The organism is Hydrogenophaga sp., assembly GCF_030373225.1.
Lineage (GTDB): Bacteria > Pseudomonadota > Gammaproteobacteria > Burkholderiales > Burkholderiaceae_C > Hydrogenophaga.
Genome location: NZ_JAUCZG010000007.1, coordinates 63,748 through 78,301, shown reverse-complemented (window position 1 = coordinate 78,301; position 14,554 = coordinate 63,748). Strand labels below are relative to the sequence as shown.

Annotated in this window: 15 protein-coding genes; 9 read left to right on the top strand and 6 right to left on the bottom strand. The window is 64.8% G+C overall.

What is annotated here, in order from left to right; all coding sequences use genetic code 11:
• Position 1: 1 nt before the first annotated feature.
• Entirely contained in the window at positions 2–931 is a 930-nt protein-coding gene (gene rsmI, locus QUV35_RS06055) for a 16S rRNA (cytidine(1402)-2'-O)-methyltransferase (RefSeq protein WP_300871613.1), read from the bottom strand.
• Between rsmI and QUV35_RS06050 the strand changes: the two genes are divergently transcribed.
• The 3 genes from QUV35_RS06050 to QUV35_RS06040 are packed head-to-tail and all read left to right on the top strand — an operon-like array spanning position 931 to position 2,627.
• On the top strand, positions 931–1,344 hold the full coding sequence (locus QUV35_RS06050; protein WP_300871611.1) for a YraN family protein: 414 nt from the start codon (positions 931–933) through the stop codon (positions 1,342–1,344). The genes rsmI and QUV35_RS06050 overlap by 1 nt on opposite strands.
• 27 nt (positions 1,345–1,371) lie before the next feature.
• Positions 1,372–1,992 carry an SIS domain-containing protein gene (locus QUV35_RS06045; protein ID WP_300871609.1) on the top strand — a complete coding sequence of 207 codons (621 nt, stop codon included), beginning with the start codon at positions 1,372–1,374 and terminating at the stop codon, positions 1,990–1,992.
• Positions 1,989–2,627 (top strand): BON domain-containing protein, encoded by a 639-nt coding sequence (locus QUV35_RS06040; protein ID WP_300871608.1) that lies wholly within the window; start codon positions 1,989–1,991, stop codon positions 2,625–2,627. The genes QUV35_RS06045 and QUV35_RS06040 overlap by 4 nt, the downstream gene beginning before the upstream one ends.
• 96 nt (positions 2,628–2,723) lie before the next feature.
• Here the strand turns inward: QUV35_RS06040 and QUV35_RS06035 are convergent, their stop codons facing one another.
• The 3 genes from QUV35_RS06035 to QUV35_RS06025 all read right to left on the bottom strand — a co-directional run bounded on the left by QUV35_RS06035 (position 2,724) and on the right by QUV35_RS06025 (position 6,067).
• On the bottom strand, positions 2,724–3,626 hold the full coding sequence (locus tag QUV35_RS06035) for an NAD(P)-dependent oxidoreductase (protein WP_300871607.1): 903 nt from the start codon (positions 3,624–3,626) through the stop codon (positions 2,724–2,726).
• A gap of 114 nt (positions 3,627–3,740) precedes the next feature.
• Entirely contained in the window at positions 3,741–4,877 is a 1,137-nt protein-coding gene (locus QUV35_RS06030; RefSeq protein WP_300871606.1) for a PilT/PilU family type 4a pilus ATPase, read from the bottom strand.
• 146 nt (positions 4,878–5,023) lie between these two features.
• Positions 5,024–6,067 carry a type IV pilus twitching motility protein PilT gene (locus QUV35_RS06025; RefSeq protein ID WP_300871604.1) on the bottom strand — a complete coding sequence of 348 codons (1,044 nt, stop codon included), beginning with the start codon at positions 6,065–6,067 and terminating at the stop codon, positions 5,024–5,026.
• 39 nt (positions 6,068–6,106) lie between these two features.
• Here QUV35_RS06025 and QUV35_RS06020 point away from each other — a divergent pair, with 39 nt between their 5' ends.
• Positions 6,107–6,823 (top strand): YggS family pyridoxal phosphate-dependent enzyme, encoded by a 717-nt coding sequence (locus QUV35_RS06020; RefSeq protein ID WP_300871602.1) that lies wholly within the window; start codon positions 6,107–6,109, stop codon positions 6,821–6,823.
• On the opposite strand, the gene QUV35_RS06015 is transcribed toward QUV35_RS06020, so the two are convergent.
• Complete coding sequence (locus QUV35_RS06015) at positions 6,807–7,349, bottom strand: DUF3617 domain-containing protein (RefSeq protein ID WP_300871600.1); 543 nt, start codon at positions 7,347–7,349, stop codon at positions 6,807–6,809. The genes QUV35_RS06020 and QUV35_RS06015 overlap by 17 nt on opposite strands.
• 212 nt (positions 7,350–7,561) lie before the next feature.
• Between QUV35_RS06015 and QUV35_RS06010 the strand changes: the two genes are divergently transcribed.
• The 4 genes from QUV35_RS06010 to QUV35_RS05995 all read left to right on the top strand — a co-directional run bounded on the left by QUV35_RS06010 (position 7,562) and on the right by QUV35_RS05995 (position 10,803).
• Entirely contained in the window at positions 7,562–8,101 is a 540-nt protein-coding gene (locus QUV35_RS06010) for a hypothetical protein (protein ID WP_300871598.1), read from the top strand.
• Positions 8,102–8,105: 4 nt separating this feature from the next.
• Positions 8,106–8,483 carry a hypothetical protein gene (locus QUV35_RS06005; RefSeq protein WP_300871597.1) on the top strand — a complete coding sequence of 126 codons (378 nt, stop codon included), beginning with the start codon at positions 8,106–8,108 and terminating at the stop codon, positions 8,481–8,483.
• Positions 8,484–8,678: 195 nt separating this feature from the next.
• Complete coding sequence (locus tag QUV35_RS06000) at positions 8,679–9,218, top strand: hypothetical protein (protein ID WP_300871596.1); 540 nt, start codon at positions 8,679–8,681, stop codon at positions 9,216–9,218.
• 31 nt (positions 9,219–9,249) lie between these two features.
• Positions 9,250–10,803 carry a hypothetical protein gene (locus QUV35_RS05995; protein WP_300871594.1) on the top strand — a complete coding sequence of 518 codons (1,554 nt, stop codon included), beginning with the start codon at positions 9,250–9,252 and terminating at the stop codon, positions 10,801–10,803.
• Positions 10,804–10,831: 28 nt separating this feature from the next.
• Here QUV35_RS05995 and QUV35_RS05990 read toward each other — a convergent pair whose 3' ends face one another.
• Positions 10,832–11,305: an Lrp/AsnC ligand binding domain-containing protein gene (locus QUV35_RS05990; RefSeq protein WP_300871593.1), complete on the bottom strand. Its 474-nt coding sequence runs from the start codon at positions 11,303–11,305 to the stop codon at positions 10,832–10,834.
• Between the two features lie 104 nt (positions 11,306–11,409).
• Here QUV35_RS05990 and QUV35_RS05985 point away from each other — a divergent pair, with 104 nt between their 5' ends.
• On the top strand, positions 11,410–14,490 hold the full coding sequence (locus QUV35_RS05985) for an L-glutamate gamma-semialdehyde dehydrogenase (RefSeq protein ID WP_300871591.1): 3,081 nt from the start codon (positions 11,410–11,412) through the stop codon (positions 14,488–14,490).
• Positions 14,491–14,554 lie beyond the last annotated feature (64 nt).

Here is a 14,554-nt window from a genome sequence, read left to right as displayed (position 1 = left end):
CTCAGTCGTCGGTGCCCAGGCGGCGCGCCAGTGCGGCGTCGTAGAGCGCGTTGCGGGGCTGGCCGGTGATCTCGGCACACAGCTTCACCGCGGTCTTCAGGGGCAGTTCCTTCAACAGCAGGTCCAGCGTGCGCAGCGCTGCCGCATCGATGCCACCCTCGGCCCCGGCCGGCGCGCTCTGCGGGTGAATCAGCAACACGAATTCGCCGCGGGTGCGGTTGGCGTTGGCTTGCAGCCAGGCGGTGAAGTCCTGCGCCTTCAGGTGCGCCACCTCCTCGAACTGTTTGGTCAGCTCGCGCCCCACGGTCAGCATGCGCTCACCCAGCAAGGCCAGGTCTTTGGCCAGGGCCTCGATGCGGTGGGGTGCCTCCAGCAACACGCTGGCCCGCGCATCGGCGCCCATCAGCTGCACCTCGCGTTGGCGCTCGCTCGCCCGGGAAGAAAGAAAGCCCGCGAACACGAAGCGTCCGTCCCAGCCGCCCATTCCGGCCACGGTGCCCGAGACGCTGAGCAAGGCGGTGATGCTGCTGGGGCCCGGAACCGGCACGCAGCGCAGGCCCGCGGCCTGCGCTGCGGCCACGAGCCGCGCGCCCGGGTCGCTCACGCCCGGTGTGCCGGCGTCGCTCACGTAGGCCACGCGCTGGCCGGACTGCAGGCGTTGCACCACCGTCTGCGCGGCGTCGGCTTCGTTGTGCTCGTGCAGCGCCAGCAGCGGTTTGTGCAGTCCGTAGCCCTGCAGCAGTGCCGCGGTGTGGCGTGTGTCCTCACAGGCCACCGTGTCCACCAGCGAAAGCACCTGGAGCGCGCGCAACCCGATGTCGGCCAGATTGCCGATGGGCGTGGCGACCATGTAGAGCGCGCCCTGCGGATAATGCTGGTGCGCCGCTGCGTCGCGAGCGGCCGCCAACAGGGATGGAGAACTTGCAGACAATGTGGAGTTCCAGAAAACAGGGCCCGCCGGTGACGCCGGCGCCGACCACCAAGGCGCGCGGCGATGCTGCCGAAGATGCCGCGCTCGGGCACCTGCAACGGCAGGGCTTGAAGCTCGTTCAGCGCAACTTCAAGACCCCGGGGCGCGGTGGTGGCGAGATCGATTTGATTATGCGTGAGCCCGGTGGCACGCTGGTCTTCGTCGAGGTGCGCCAGCGCGCCAGCCAGCGCCATGGGGGTGCCGGTGCCAGCATCACCCCGGTCAAGCAACGCCGCATCGTGCTGGCCGCGCGGCACTTTCTGCTGCGGCTGGGGTCACAGCCACCGTGCCGTTTCGATGTGGTGCTGATCGACGGCAGCGGCGGCCAGATCGACTGGCTGCGTGCTGCCTTCGACGCCTCCGGCGCATTTTGATACACCCCCCACCGCTATGATCGTCCCATGCTCCTGCAACGCATCCAGCAACAGTTCATCGACAGTGCCGATCTGAAATACCAGTGCGCGCAGTCGCTTGCGCCCGTGGTCGAAGCGGCCACCAATGCCGTTCTGGCCAGCGTCACGGGCGGCGGCAAGGTGCTTTCGTGCGGCAACGGTGCCTCGGCAGCGGCGGCGCAGCATTTTGCTGCGAGCTTTGTCGGCCGTTACGACCGGGAGCGCCCCGAACTCGCCGCCTTCTCCCTTTCGGCCGATGCGGCGGTGCTCACAGGCATCGCCAATGACTTCGATGTGAGTTCGGTCTACGCCCGCCAGGTGCGTGCGCTCGGCCAGGCGGGCGACGTGTTGCTGGCGCTCACCACCTCGGGCAACTCGCCCAATGTGCTTGCAGCGGTGCAAGCCGCGCATGAGCGCGACATGACGGTGGTGGCGCTCACGGGCGCGCGCGGTGGCCAGCTGGCGCTGCTGCTGCGCGACACCGACGTGCACGTGTGTGTGCCGCACGAACTCGCGGCAAGGATTCTGGAAGTGCACCACCTCGTGATGCACTGCATTTGCGACGGCGTGGACGCCCAGCTGCTCGGTCTGCCCGACGTGTCAAACCCCCATATGGAGAGTGCCTCATGAAAGCCGTCAAACCTGTTTCCCTGCAACGCATCGCCGCCTCGGCCCTGGTGCTGGCTGCCCTGGGCGCCACCCTGAGCGCCTGCGCACCGCTGGTGGTCGGGGGCGCCGCCGTGGGTGCCATGGTGGCGGTGGACCGCCGCACCTCGGGCGCCCAGCTCGACGACCAGGGCATCGAACTGCGGGCGTCCAACCGCCTGAAGGACGAGCTCGGCGATGCGCGCGCCCGCGTGGCCGTCACCAGCTACAACCGCCGCGTCCTGCTCACCGGCGAAGCGGCCAGCGAAGCGGTGAAGACACAGATCACCCAGATCGTCTCGGGCGTGGACAACGTTCGCGAGGTCATCAACGAGCTTGGCGTGACCAGCAGCCCTTCCTTCAAGGAGCGCGCGACCGACACGCTGATCACCGGCCGTCTCAAGGCCGCGCTGGTGGATGCCAAAGACCTGTCGGCCAGCGCATTCAAGGTGGTGACCGAGCGCGGCACGGTGTACCTGATGGGTCGTGTGACGCAGCGTGAAGCCGACCGAGCCACCGAGCTCGCGCGCTTCACGCCCGGGGTGACACGCGTGGTGCGCGTGTTCGAGACCATCACCGAGCAGGAACTCGCCAACATGCAGCCTGAGTCTGCCAGGTAACTGTCTCGGGCAAGAACACCGCGGAACTGGCTTTGCCAGGCCGCAGGTGTTGTCCTCTGGAGGGTGACACGCCGAAGGCGTGGCGCGGGGGGAGCTTTACTTCAGGCGCTTGATGAGGCTCGACGTGTCCAGCCGGTTGCCACCCATGGCCTGCACGTCGGCGTAGAACTGGTCGACCAGGGCGGTGACCGGCAGGCGCGCCCCATTGCGCCTGGACTCGTCGAGCACGAGTCCCAGGTCCTTGCGCATCCAGTCCACGGCAAAGCCGAAATCGAACTTGTCGGCCACCATGGTCTTGCCCCGGTTGTCGAGCTGCCAGCTTTGCGCGGCACCCTTGCCGATCACATCGAGCACCTGGTTCATGTCCAGCCCGGCCTTCTGGCCAAAGGCAATCGCTTCGGACAGGCCTTGCACCAGGCCGGCGATGCAGATCTGGTTGACCATCTTGGTGAGCTGGCCGGCGCCGCTGTCGCCCAGCAGCGTGAAGGCGCGCGAGAACGCCATGGCCACGGGCTTCACAGCGTCGAAGGCCGGCGCGTCTCCACCGCACATCACGGTGAGCAGACCATTGACGGCGCCCGCCTGGCCGCCTGACACAGGGGCGTCGACAAACGACAGGCCGATCGTTTTCGCGGCCGAGTACAGCTCGCGCGCGACGTTGGCCGACGCGGTGGTGTGGTCCACGAAAATGGCGCCAGAGCCCATGCCGGCGAATGCGCCGTCCGCGCCCAGGGTGATGGAGCGCAGGTCATCGTCGTTGCCCACGCAGGCAAACACGATGTCGGCACCTTGAGCCGCCTCGCGCGGCGAGGGCTGGTGCGCACCACCAAATTCAGCCACCCAGGCCGCGGCCTTGGCACTCGACCGGTTGTAGACCGTCACTGCATGCCCGGCACGCGCCAGATGCCCTGCCATGGGGTAGCCCATGACACCCAAACCAATGAAGGCAACTTTGCGGGCAGCGGTGGATTCGTAAGTGCGTTCGGCAATGTTGCTCATGAAAAGCTCTCGGAGGTTGGAAGGGATTCAATTCAGGAATGCCGCAGAACCGGCTCCGCCAGGCCGCAGGCATTGCCCCCTCGGGGGTGACGCGCCGCAGGCGCGGCGCGGGGATTACACAATGGTAAGGTGCTCGGTGCCCGCAGCCAGATCCAGGGTTTTGGCGCGCTGGCTGTTGAGCTTGATCTGAAGGCGCAGATCGTTGAGCGAATCTGCGTTGCGCAGGGCATCCTCGAAGGTGATGAGGTTGGCCTCGAAGGCATTGAAGAGCGCCTGGTCAAACGTCTGCATGCCCATCTGGTTGCTCTTCTTCATGATCTCCTTGATCTCGGCGACATCGCCCTTGAAGATCAGATCGGAGATCAGTGGCGAGTTCAGCATGATCTCCACCGCTGCGTGGCGACCCTTGTTGTCCTGGCGTGGAATCAGTCGTTGCGACACCAGGGCGCGCAGGTTCAGCGAGAGGTCCATCAGCAACTGGGCTCTGCGCTCTTCAGGGAAGAAGTTGATGATGCGGTCCAGCGCCTGGTTGGCGCTGTTGGCGTGCAGGGTGGCCAGGCACAGGTGACCTGTCTCGCTGAACTGGATCGCATGCTCCATGGTTTCGCGGTCCCGGATCTCGCCCATCAGGATGACATCGGGGGCCTGCCTCAGCGTGTTCTTCAGCGCGGCTTCCCAGCTCTCGGTGTCCAGCCCCACTTCGCGTTGCGTCACCACGCAGTTCTTGTGCGGGTGCACGAACTCCACCGGGTCCTCGATGGTGATGATGTGGCCGTGCGTGTTTTCGTTGCGCCAGTCGACCATGGCCGCCAGCGAAGTGGACTTGCCGGAGCCGGTGGCACCCACCAGGATGCACAGGCCACGCTTGGACAGGACCACATCCTTGAGCACCTGGGGCAGGCCCAGTTTGTCGATGGTGGGCAGCACGGCGGGAATGGTCCGCATCACCATGCCGACCTTGCCTTGCTGGATGAATGCGCTCACGCGGAAGCGGCCAATGGCCGGTGGCGAAATGGCGAAGTTGCACTCCTTGGTGCGCTCGAACTCGGCGGCCTGCTTGTCGTTCATGATGGCGCGCGCCAGCGCCAGGGTGTGCGAGGCGTTGAGCGGTTGCGGCGACACCTTGACCACCGAGCCGTCGACCTTGATGGCGGGCGGAAACTCGGCGGTGAGGAAAAGGTCGCTGCCACCGCGGCTGAGCATCAGGCGCAGCAGGTCGTTGACGAATTTGGATGCCTGGTCGCGTTCCATGAAAAGTCCTTTAGATCAGCAGCAGCGACCCGCGCAGCGGTGGAGCGTTGGGGCAGAGGCGATTCGCCGCCGGGCCGTCCCAAGGCGAATCAGCCCCCTCGGGGGGCAGCGACCCGCGCAGCGGTGGAGCGTGGGGGCCCTCATGCTCAGCCGGGGAAGTTTTCCGGGATCTTCGCCTTGCCGCGTGCTTCGGCCGGGCTGATCACGTTGCGCTTGACGAGCTCCGAGAGGTTCTGGTCCAGCGTCTGCATGCCCACGTTGCTGCCGGTCTGGATCGCCGAGTACATCTGCGCGACCTTGGCCTCGCGGATCAGGTTGCGGATCGCACTGGTGCCCAGCATGATCTCGTGCGCCGCCACCCGGCCCGAGCCGTCCTTGGTCTTGCACAGGGTCTGGGAGATGACGGCCACCAGCGATTCGGACAGCATGGCGCGGACCATGTCTTTCTCTTCGGCCGGAAACACGTCGATGATGCGGTCGATGGTCTTGGCCGCGCTCGAGGTGTGCAGCGTGCCGAACACCAGGTGGCCGGTTTCGGCCGCGGTCATGGCCAGGCGGATGGTTTCCAGGTCGCGCATTTCGCCCACGAGGATCGCGTCAGGGTCTTCGCGCAGGGCCGAGCGCAGCGCGTTGGCAAAACTCAGCGTGTGCGGACCCACCTCACGCTGGTTCACAAGGCACTTCTTGGATTCGTGCACGAACTCGACCGGGTCCTCCACGGTGAGGATGTGGCCGTACTCGGTTTCGTTGAGGTGGTTGACCATGCCGGCCAGCGTGGTGGACTTGCCCGAGCCGGTCGGACCGGTCACCAGCACCAGGCCGCGCGGTCGAAGGGCGAGGTCGCCGAAGATCTTGGGCGCGTTGAGCTGTTCCAGCGTGAGGATCTTGCTCGGGATGGTTCGAAACACGGCGCCGGCGCCGCGGTTGTGGTTGAAGGCGTTGACGCGAAAGCGCGCGAGCCCCTCGATTTCAAACGAGAAATCACACTCCAGGAACTCTTCATACTGTTTGCGCTGGCTGTCGTTCATGATGTCGTACACCATGCCGTGGACCTGCTTGTGGTCCAGCGGTTCGACGTTGATGCGTCTCACATCTCCATGCACCCGTATCATGGGTGGAAGACCGGCCGAGAGGTGAAGATCGGATGCTTTGTTCTTGACGCTGAAGGCGAGCAATTGGGTGATATCCATCCCGGGGTCCCGTGCGGTGTTGAGGTATGACGGCAGATTATGACGACGATTGAAGGCAATCTCCAACAGGTAAAAGCGCGCTTGAAGCAGGCCTGCGACCTTGCGCGGCGCGATGTGGGCAGCGTGAGCTTGCTCGCTGTTTCAAAGACGTTTGACGCAGATGCCGTCTGTCTGGCGCTCGATGCCGGCCAGCATGCTTTTGGCGAGAACTATGTGCAGGAAGGCACGGAAAAGATCGCCCTCTTGCGCCAGCGTCGTCCCGATGCCGCGTTGCAATGGCACTGCATCGGACCGTTGCAAAGCAACAAAACGCGGCCGGTGGCCGAGCATTTTGATTGGGTTCAATCGGTCGATCGCCTCAAGGTTGCGCAGCGATTGAGCGAACAGCGTCCCCCGGAGCTTCCAGCGCTGCAGGTTTGCCTGCAGGTCAATGTGGATGGCGGTGCGAACAAGTCGGGTGTGGCGCCTGACGAACTGGCCGGGTTGGCCCGCGCGGTCGCCCGCCTGCCCCGCCTGCGCCTGCGCGGGCTCATGTGCATTCCGGAGCCGGCGCCGGAGTTCGACAGCCAGCGAGCGCTGTTTCTGCGCGCCAAGGTTTTGTTCGACGAACTCAACGCCCAGGGCATGGGCCTGGACACCTTGTCCATGGGCATGAGCGACGACATGGAAGCCGCCGTGGCCGCCGGCTCGACGATGGTGCGGGTGGGCCGGGCCGTGTTCGGCAGCCGACCCGCCAAGGTCACTTCACCGGTTTGACGGTTCCGCAAGAAGCCGACAGCCACCTGCCCTGGCCGTCCAGCGTCGTGCTCACCGGCTTGCCCTGGTGTGTGGTCTTCATCAGCATCTTCATGGTGTAGGCGGTGTCGCCGCTGAAGGTGTAGGTGCCCTCTCCCGAAGACGGCGGGTTCTTGCAGACGACGTTCATCTTGAGGGTGTTGGCGCTGCGCGAGGTGATCGTGGTGGTGCACTCGCCTTCGGTCTGAACCGGCATGTCCTGCTTCGCCGCCATCTCGGGCGTGATGCAGACCTTCATCACCATGCCGCCACCGGCACCCGGCGTGGGCAAGGTCACTCCCTGCCTGGCCATCATGTCCTGCATCATTTTTTTCTCTGCCGCCGACAGGCCGGCCATCTGCTGCTGCATCTGCGCCATGGCCTGATCCATCTCCGCATTGCCACCCACCTTCTGGTTGATTTCCCACAGGCCGGGCCTGGTGCTCTGCGCATGGGCCATGGAGGCGAGGACAAGGGCGCCGAGCAGCAGGGTGAGGGTGCGTGGCATGGTGACTCCAGGTGGGGGGTTGAGCCATTGTGCGAAGGCCTGTGCGCCTGTCAACACATGCGCCACTCGATCACATAAAACAGCTTCTGCGTATTTCTGTACCTCCCCCAGTGTCCATGGTGGGGTTCCTTGATTCGATACTGCCGAGCGCCGGCTGTTCAACGCCACCCGTGTTGAAGCCAGGCGAACCATCGATTCAGGGAGGAGACACCATGAAAGAAGTGAAGGGAATCCGTGTGTGCGGGTTGGCGCTCGCTTTTGCCGTGACGGCCTGTGGTGGCGGAGGCAAGGCCGCAGACGCGGGGCCGGTGCTCACTCCGCAAGAACAGGTTGCCCGGCTCGAAGCCAGCGGCGTGCTGCCTACGCTGGAGCGCGGCGACAGCATCGCGGGGATCGATGCGAATGCGAACGGCGTGCGGGACGACATCGAGCAGCACATCGAGAAGAAGTACACCGTGGTTGCGGAGAGGGCGGCGGCGATGCAGACGGCGCGGGCGTACCAGCGGATGCTGCTGGTGGACAAGAGCGATGCAGTGGCATTGGATGCAGCTTCTGAAGCGGGCTCGCTGGCGATTGTTTGCGCCAGATCGGCCTTCGTTGCTGTCGACGGTTTGTTGGATCGGTCGCGGATGAGTGCAGAGCTTGAGTCCATGACCACCAACACCAAAGCGCGCCTCCTTGCTTACCTTGAATACAACAAGGCACGAAGCGGAACGGTTTCCACGATGCCAAAGGGAGGCAGCTGTGAATGAACACATGCGCACCGCGCCCGCTGCCGCAATGAGAAGGCTGGCCTTGGCCTTGGTCCTGGCGCTGCTTCCGATCTGCGCTGCAGCTGAAGAAAGCTGCTTCGCAGGAGTGGTGTTTGGATTCTTCAACGGTGTGAAAACCACAGAGCAACAAGCCAAGCAAACGGCCTTCGATCATCTGGAAATTCTCTACGGCCCCACCACCCCCGCCGGCGAACCCATCACCTACGAACTCTTCTACAACGACACCCAGGGTTTCACGGATTTTGTGGAGACCTTCGAGCAGCGGCTGCAGGAGCAGAACGGTCTGCTGGCTGGCCGGTTCGAGTTGTTTTTTTCGGCCACGCAGGGTGTGAAGGTTGCACGCGACCATCGACGGAGTTGAGGGCGCCTGTCGACAGCCAGACCGATCGGCGAGCATGGGTCCCCATCCCGATCTGGTCTTTGCAAAAAAGATGCGATTTCTGTACCTCCCCCAGTGTCCATGGTGGGGTTCTTTGATTCGATACTGCCGAGCGCCGGCTGTTCAACGCCACCCGTGTTGAAGCCAGGCGAACCATCGATTCAGGGAGGAGACACCATGAAAGAAGTGAAGGGAATCCGTGTGTGCGGGTTGGCGCTCGCTTTTGCCGTGACGGCCTGTGGTGGCGGAGGCAAGGCCGCAGACGCGGGGCCGGTGCTCACTCCGCAAGAACAGGTTGCCCGGCTCGAAGCCAGCGGCGTGCTGCCTACGCTGGAGCGCGGCGACAGCATCGCGGGGACCGATGCGAATGCGAACGGCGTTCGGGACGACATCGAGCAGCACATCGAGAGGAAGTACACCGTGCCGGCGGAGAGAGCGGCGGCGATGCAGATGGCGCGGGCGTACCAACAGATGCTGTTGGTGGACAAGCGGGATTCACTTGCAGTGGAAGAGGTGGTTCGTATCAGTTCCAAGGCAGTTGACTGCATTTTTGACACCTTCGTGGATATCGATGCATTCGCGCGCGGATCTCAAATGTCTCGAGAGTTGGAAGCCATAACCACGAACAGCAGAAGACGCCTAACGAGCTACCTAGAATTTAACCGTGCAGCCAGCGGATCGGTTTCTGGTTCATTCAAGGGGAATGGCTGTGATTGAAAAGGTGCTCCTCCTTTGCAATCCAGTGAGCATGATCTTGTCCGTCACACTGCTGCTGCCCATCCCCGCCTTGGGGCAGGAGCAGTGTGAAGGCAGCGGTGCTGTATTCGGATTCTTTAACGGTGTTCGAACGACAGTGTCGCAAGCGAACGAAGCCAGGCGCAAGCTGGAGGACCTCTACGGCCCCACCACCCCCGCCGGCGAACCCATCACCTACGAACTCTTCTACAACGACACCCAGGGTTTCACGGATTTTGTGGAGACCTTCGAGCAGCGGCTGCAGGAGCAGAACGGTCTGCTGGCTGGCCGGTTCGAGTTGTTTTTTTCGGCCACGCAGGGTGAAGGCGGATGGTGGAATGCGCTGACTTCTGCCATCCCGTCGTTGGCGGCCTTGCTCGGGTCTTTCTTCGACGCGTACACCACGGCCGCCGTCAAGGGGCTGATATCGGGTGTGGGTGAGCCCGGCATGGCCAGCGTGTCGGCCAGGCACAAGGAACAGATCGACCGCTGGGCCGGTTTGAATCGCAAGATGCTGTTCCTGGCGCACTCCCAGGGCAACCTGTTTGTGAACCAGGCCCGCACGCACGCTGTGGGCCGCACCGGCAACGAGCATGTGCGGGTGGTCCATGTGGCGCCGGCTTCCCCCACCCTGTCGGGCCGGCACACCCTGGCGGACAAGGACAGTGTCATCAATGCACTGAGGCTGACCGGCACCGTGGCCGCCATCACAGACCTGATTCCGGGCTATGTGCACCGCCCCGCCGGGCTCAACGGTTCGCGCGATCTGATCGGGCACGGGCTGCTCGAGATCTATCTCAATCCGGCGCTGTCGACGGCCGGGAGGATTCGCGATGATGTGGTGGCCGCCTTGCACGAACTCGACGCCGCACCCCGCAAGCCGATGCCGCCGTACCCGGATCTCATCTCAAACCCCTGGTTGGGAGGGTTCAGGCCTATGGAGAGGCTTGGACCGAGTGTCGCCTCACACCGCGTTGACAAGGTCGTATATGAAACCACCGTTCCCCAAGTCTTTGTCAAAACCACGTCTGGATGGTTCAAGGAACCTGTTCAATACCCGCAAAAGTACTCGGAAACCTGGCGCATTCTGGGCCCGGGGATGGGTGGCTATCAGACGTGTGAATGGGACGACCACCCTTACCCGGAGAGTCCTGGGACGTTGCATCAAAAGGAGTGCACTTATGAAAGGATGTTCATGGGCGCTGTTTTACTTGCAGGGTCATCTCAACCGGACGAATTGGGTCTTTTCCGTGATGCGCCCGTCGGCACTGTGGTGAGTTTGACAACCCTCAACTTCTCGTCACACAACATATCTTTCGCTTTCCGCCCTGTCATCTCGTTTTATTCCGGCATTGACGGTCTTTGGAATCAATATGAAAGGCATCACTGGCGCGAGCCTTATCAGTGGATAGGCCTCGGGCCCGTGTTGAACACGCCCGAAATCCTCGCATGGGATGCCGCCCACGAGGCATATCGACGAGAGGAAAATCGCCGGTACGAAAGCCACGCGGTGAAAAGGGATGAGTACGAAGAGAAGCGCCGACGCTGCATGTCGCCTTCCGCTTGACACGGAGCCCCGGTGCGATTGAAGACCATCACAGCGGCAGCCGCGAACTGTTTTTCACCTCTTCCATCACCGCATAGGTGCGCGTTTCCCGCACGCCCGGCAGTTGCCAGAGCACGCTGCCGGCGAAGTCGCGGTAGGCCGCCATGTCGGCCATGCGGGTCTTGAGCAGGTAGTCGAAGCCACCGGCCACCATGTGGCATTCCATGATCTCGTCGCGCACCTGCACCGCGGCCTTGAACTCGTTAAACACATTGGGCGTGGTGCGGTCGAGCAAAACCTCGACGAACACCAGCATGGCGCGACCGAGCTTGAGCGGGTTCAGCCGCGCTTCATAGCCGAGGATGAATCCGTCGCGCTGCAGCCGCTGGGTGCGCGCAAGCACGGCGGTGGGCGAGAGCGCCACCGCATCGGCCAGCTTGAGGTTGGTGGTGCGGCCGTCGGCCTGCAACAGCTTGAGGATCTTGAGGTCGATGCGGTCGAGAGCGCCGGGGCTGGGTTCCATGGCAAACAATTATCCGGTCAAGCAGCAAGTTTTGGTGAAAAGTGCGGTTTCAAAGCCGGGAACATACGCAGATTGTCCAATTCCCGTCCGTTCTGGAGCTTTCGATGTCCCGCACCGCAGACCGCCTTCCGTTTCCCTATCGCCCCGAAGCCGGCGTACTGGCCCACCGCCTGGCCGCCCTGCAGGGCGCGCTCGACTGGTCGGCCGTTGCCGATGCCGCCGCACCCTGGGTGCGCGAGGTGCGAGAGAACCCACCGCCGTTCTGGGCCATGGAGAGCCTGCTGAAGGAGTACCCGATTTCCAGTGCCGAAGGCCTGGCCCTGATGCGTCTGGCCGAGGCGCTGCTGCGTGTGCCCGATGCCGAAACCGCGATCGCGCTCACGGCCGACCAGCTCGGCCGGGCGGATTTTGATGGCGCGGCCCAGCCGGTCGGCGGGCTGACCCGGGAGCGGTTGAACCCTCTCGGGGGGTCTGTTGAAGCCAGGGCTGGCGGCCAGTCCTCGACGTTGGCGCGCCTGTCGTCCACCGCCATCGCGATGTCGAAGAAGTTCCTGCCTGAAGCCGGCAACGAGACGGGACTCATGAGCAGGCTGGGTGCCAAGGCGGTGGTGGCCGCCACGCTGCGCGCGGTGCAGTTGCTGGGTCGCCAGTTCGTGCTGGGGCAGACGATCGAGGAGGGCATGAAGGAGGCCGCGTCGACGCGCCGGCGCCAGGCGGGGCTGAGTTTCAGCTTCGACATGCTGGGCGAGGGCGCCCGCACCCACGATGACGCACTGCGTTACCTCGCCAGCTACCACAACGCCATCTCCGCGATCGCGAGCACCGCCGATCCGAAGCGCCCGCCGAGCGAGAACGACGGCATCTCGATCAAGCTCAGCGCGCTGCACCCGCGCTACGAAGACGCCCAGCACGAGCGCGTGATGCGGGAGCTGGTGCCCCGCGTCTGGCTGCTGTGCGAGAGCGCTGCTGCGGCCAACCTCAATCTCACCATCGATGCAGAAGAGGTGGACCGGCTCGAACTCTCGCTCGACGTGTTCGAGGCGCTCGCCAGGCTGGTGGCCCAACATTGCCCCCAGTGGCAGGGTTTTGGCCTGGCGCTTCAGGCCTATCAGACGCGTGCTGTCGATCTGGTCGAACACGTGGCGGCGCTGGCGCGGCAGTACCGCCTGAAGTTCATGTGCCGCTTGGTCAAGGGGGCTTACTGGGACGCAGAAATCAAGCGTGCGCAGGAGCTGGGCCTGCCCGGCTACCCGGTGTTCACCCAGAAGTCGCACACCGACGTGAGCTACCTGGCTTGCGCGCGGGCGCTGCTCGATGCCCCCGATGCGATCTTCCCGCAGTTCGCCACGCACAACGCCGCAACCATTGCGGCCATCCTCGAGATGGCCGCGGTCACGGAGTCCCACGCTGCGCCGCTGCGCGGATCGCAGCCCAGGTTTGAACTGCAGCGCCTGCACGGCATGGGTGAGGGCATCTACCGCGAGGTGCTGAAGAAGCCGGGCGTCTCCTGCCGGGTCTACGCACCGGTGGGCGCGCACCGCGACCTGCTGGCCTACCTGGTGCGCCGTCTGCTGGAGAACGGTGCCAACTCGTCGTTCGTGCACCAGCTCGCCGACGAATCGGTGGGCTTGGACGAGCTGCTGATCTCGCCGCTGGAACAGTCGCAAACACAGGCCTCGACACCGGCGCTGCCATTGCCAACGGTTCTGTACGGACCGACACGACCGAACAGCGAGGGCCTGGACCTGGCTGTGACCGCCCACCGCGCCCCGCTGCTGGTGGCGCACACCGCGCTGGTGCTGCCCACTGTGCCCGAGGCCACGCCCGCCGACGCGCAGGCAGGCGTCGAGAGGGCGGCAGCGGCCTTTGCCGGCTGGAACCACACCCCGGTGGCCGAGCGCGCCGCCACGCTGCGACGTGCTGCCGATGCCATGCAGCAGCAGTTGCCGCACCTGTGCGCCATGCTCGTGAAAGAGGCGCACAAGGGCTGGGGCGACGCGGTGTCCGAGGTGCGCGAGGCGATCGACTTCCTGCGCTATTACGCCAATGAAGCCGAGCGCGTGATGGCTCCCCTGACCCTTCCCGGGCCCACCGGCGAGAGCAATACCTTGCGCCTTGAAGGCCGGGGCTCCTGGGTCTGCATCAGCCCCTGGAACTTCCCGCTGGCCATCTTCACGGGGCAGGTGGCTGCCGCGCTGGCCACCGGCAACACGGTGCTCGCCAAACCGGCCGAGCAGACGCCGGCGATCGCATTCGAAGCGGTGAAGCTGCTGCACGCCGCCGGCGTGCCCGCCGACGCCCTGCAACTGTTGCACGGCCCGGGCGAAACCGTGGGAGCGTCGCTGGTGGCCCAGGAGGGCATCGCCGGGGTGGTGTTCACCGGCTCCACCCAGGTCGCCCGGATCATCCATCGCGCGCTCGCCGCCGGCGACGGGCCCATCGTTCCGCTGATTGCCGAGACCGGCGGCATCAATGCCATGCTGGTGGACAGCACCGCCCTGCCCGAGCAGGTGGCCGACGCCGTGGTGCAAAGCGCGTTTCGCAGCGCCGGCCAGCGCTGCTCGGCCTTGCGCCTGCTGTGCGTGCACGAGGCCATTGCCGATGGCGTGATCGACATGATCGCCGGCGCGATGAAGGAGCTGGTCACCGGCAACCCGGCCGATCTGGCGACCGATCTCGGGCCGGTGATCGACGCCGAGGCGTTCGATGGAATCACGCGCCATCTGCAGCGACTGCACACCGACGCCAAGCCGTTGCCGGGCGGCCGCCGTGCGATGCCGGCCCTGCCTCGCGGGATCGCGCCGCAGATGTTCGAGGTGGCGTCGATCGCCGAGGTGACGCAGGAGATCTTCGGCCCGGTGCTGCAGGTCGTGCGCTGGGGGGGCGACCCGATGGCGGTGGTGCAGCAGATCAACGCGCTCGGCTACGGGCTCACGCTGGGCATCCAGACCCGCATCGACAGCCGTGCCCTGGCCCTGGCGGGCGCGGCGCGCGTGGGCAATGTCTATGTCAACCGCAACATGATCGGTGCCGTGGTGGGCGTTCAGCCGTTCGGCGGTGAGGGCCTCAGCGGCACCGGACCCAAGGCGGGCGGGCCCCACTACCTGCTGCGCTTCTGTGCCGAGCAGACGCTGACGATCAACACCACCGCGGCCGGTGGCAACGTGGCGCTGTTCACCGCTTGAGAAGCGGCCCGGGTGCAGGGAGGGCGCGGGCTTACAGTGGCGCCACCGTTTCAACACTTTCACG

What these genes read in the sequence shown, in the direction of transcription:
- QUV35_RS06030 (WP_300871606.1), bottom strand. Translation starts at nt 4,877, where the DNA reads ATGGAACGCGACCAGGCATCCAAATTCGTCAACGACCTGCTGCGCCTG.
- QUV35_RS05985 (WP_300871591.1), top strand. Translation starts at nt 11,410, where the DNA reads ATGTCCCGCACCGCAGACCGCCTTCCGTTTCCCTATCGCCCCGAAGCC.
- QUV35_RS06050 (WP_300871611.1), top strand. Translation starts at nt 931, where the DNA reads ATGTGGAGTTCCAGAAAACAGGGCCCGCCGGTGACGCCGGCGCCGACC.
- QUV35_RS06035 (WP_300871607.1), bottom strand. Translation starts at nt 3,626, where the DNA reads ATGAGCAACATTGCCGAACGCACTTACGAATCCACCGCTGCCCGCAAA.
- QUV35_RS06045 (WP_300871609.1), top strand. Translation starts at nt 1,372, where the DNA reads ATGCTCCTGCAACGCATCCAGCAACAGTTCATCGACAGTGCCGATCTG.
- QUV35_RS06020 (WP_300871602.1), top strand. Translation starts at nt 6,107, where the DNA reads ATGACGACGATTGAAGGCAATCTCCAACAGGTAAAAGCGCGCTTGAAG.
- QUV35_RS06010 (WP_300871598.1), top strand. Translation starts at nt 7,562, where the DNA reads ATGAAAGAAGTGAAGGGAATCCGTGTGTGCGGGTTGGCGCTCGCTTTT.
- QUV35_RS06015 (WP_300871600.1), bottom strand. Translation starts at nt 7,349, where the DNA reads ATGCCACGCACCCTCACCCTGCTGCTCGGCGCCCTTGTCCTCGCCTCC.
- QUV35_RS05990 (WP_300871593.1), bottom strand. Translation starts at nt 11,305, where the DNA reads ATGGAACCCAGCCCCGGCGCTCTCGACCGCATCGACCTCAAGATCCTC.
- QUV35_RS06025 (WP_300871604.1), bottom strand. Translation starts at nt 6,067, where the DNA reads ATGGATATCACCCAATTGCTCGCCTTCAGCGTCAAGAACAAAGCATCC.
- QUV35_RS06040 (WP_300871608.1), top strand. Translation starts at nt 1,989, where the DNA reads ATGAAAGCCGTCAAACCTGTTTCCCTGCAACGCATCGCCGCCTCGGCC.
- QUV35_RS05995 (WP_300871594.1), top strand. Translation starts at nt 9,250, where the DNA reads ATGATCTTGTCCGTCACACTGCTGCTGCCCATCCCCGCCTTGGGGCAG.
- QUV35_RS06005 (WP_300871597.1), top strand. Translation starts at nt 8,106, where the DNA reads ATGCGCACCGCGCCCGCTGCCGCAATGAGAAGGCTGGCCTTGGCCTTG.
- QUV35_RS06000 (WP_300871596.1), top strand. Translation starts at nt 8,679, where the DNA reads ATGAAAGAAGTGAAGGGAATCCGTGTGTGCGGGTTGGCGCTCGCTTTT.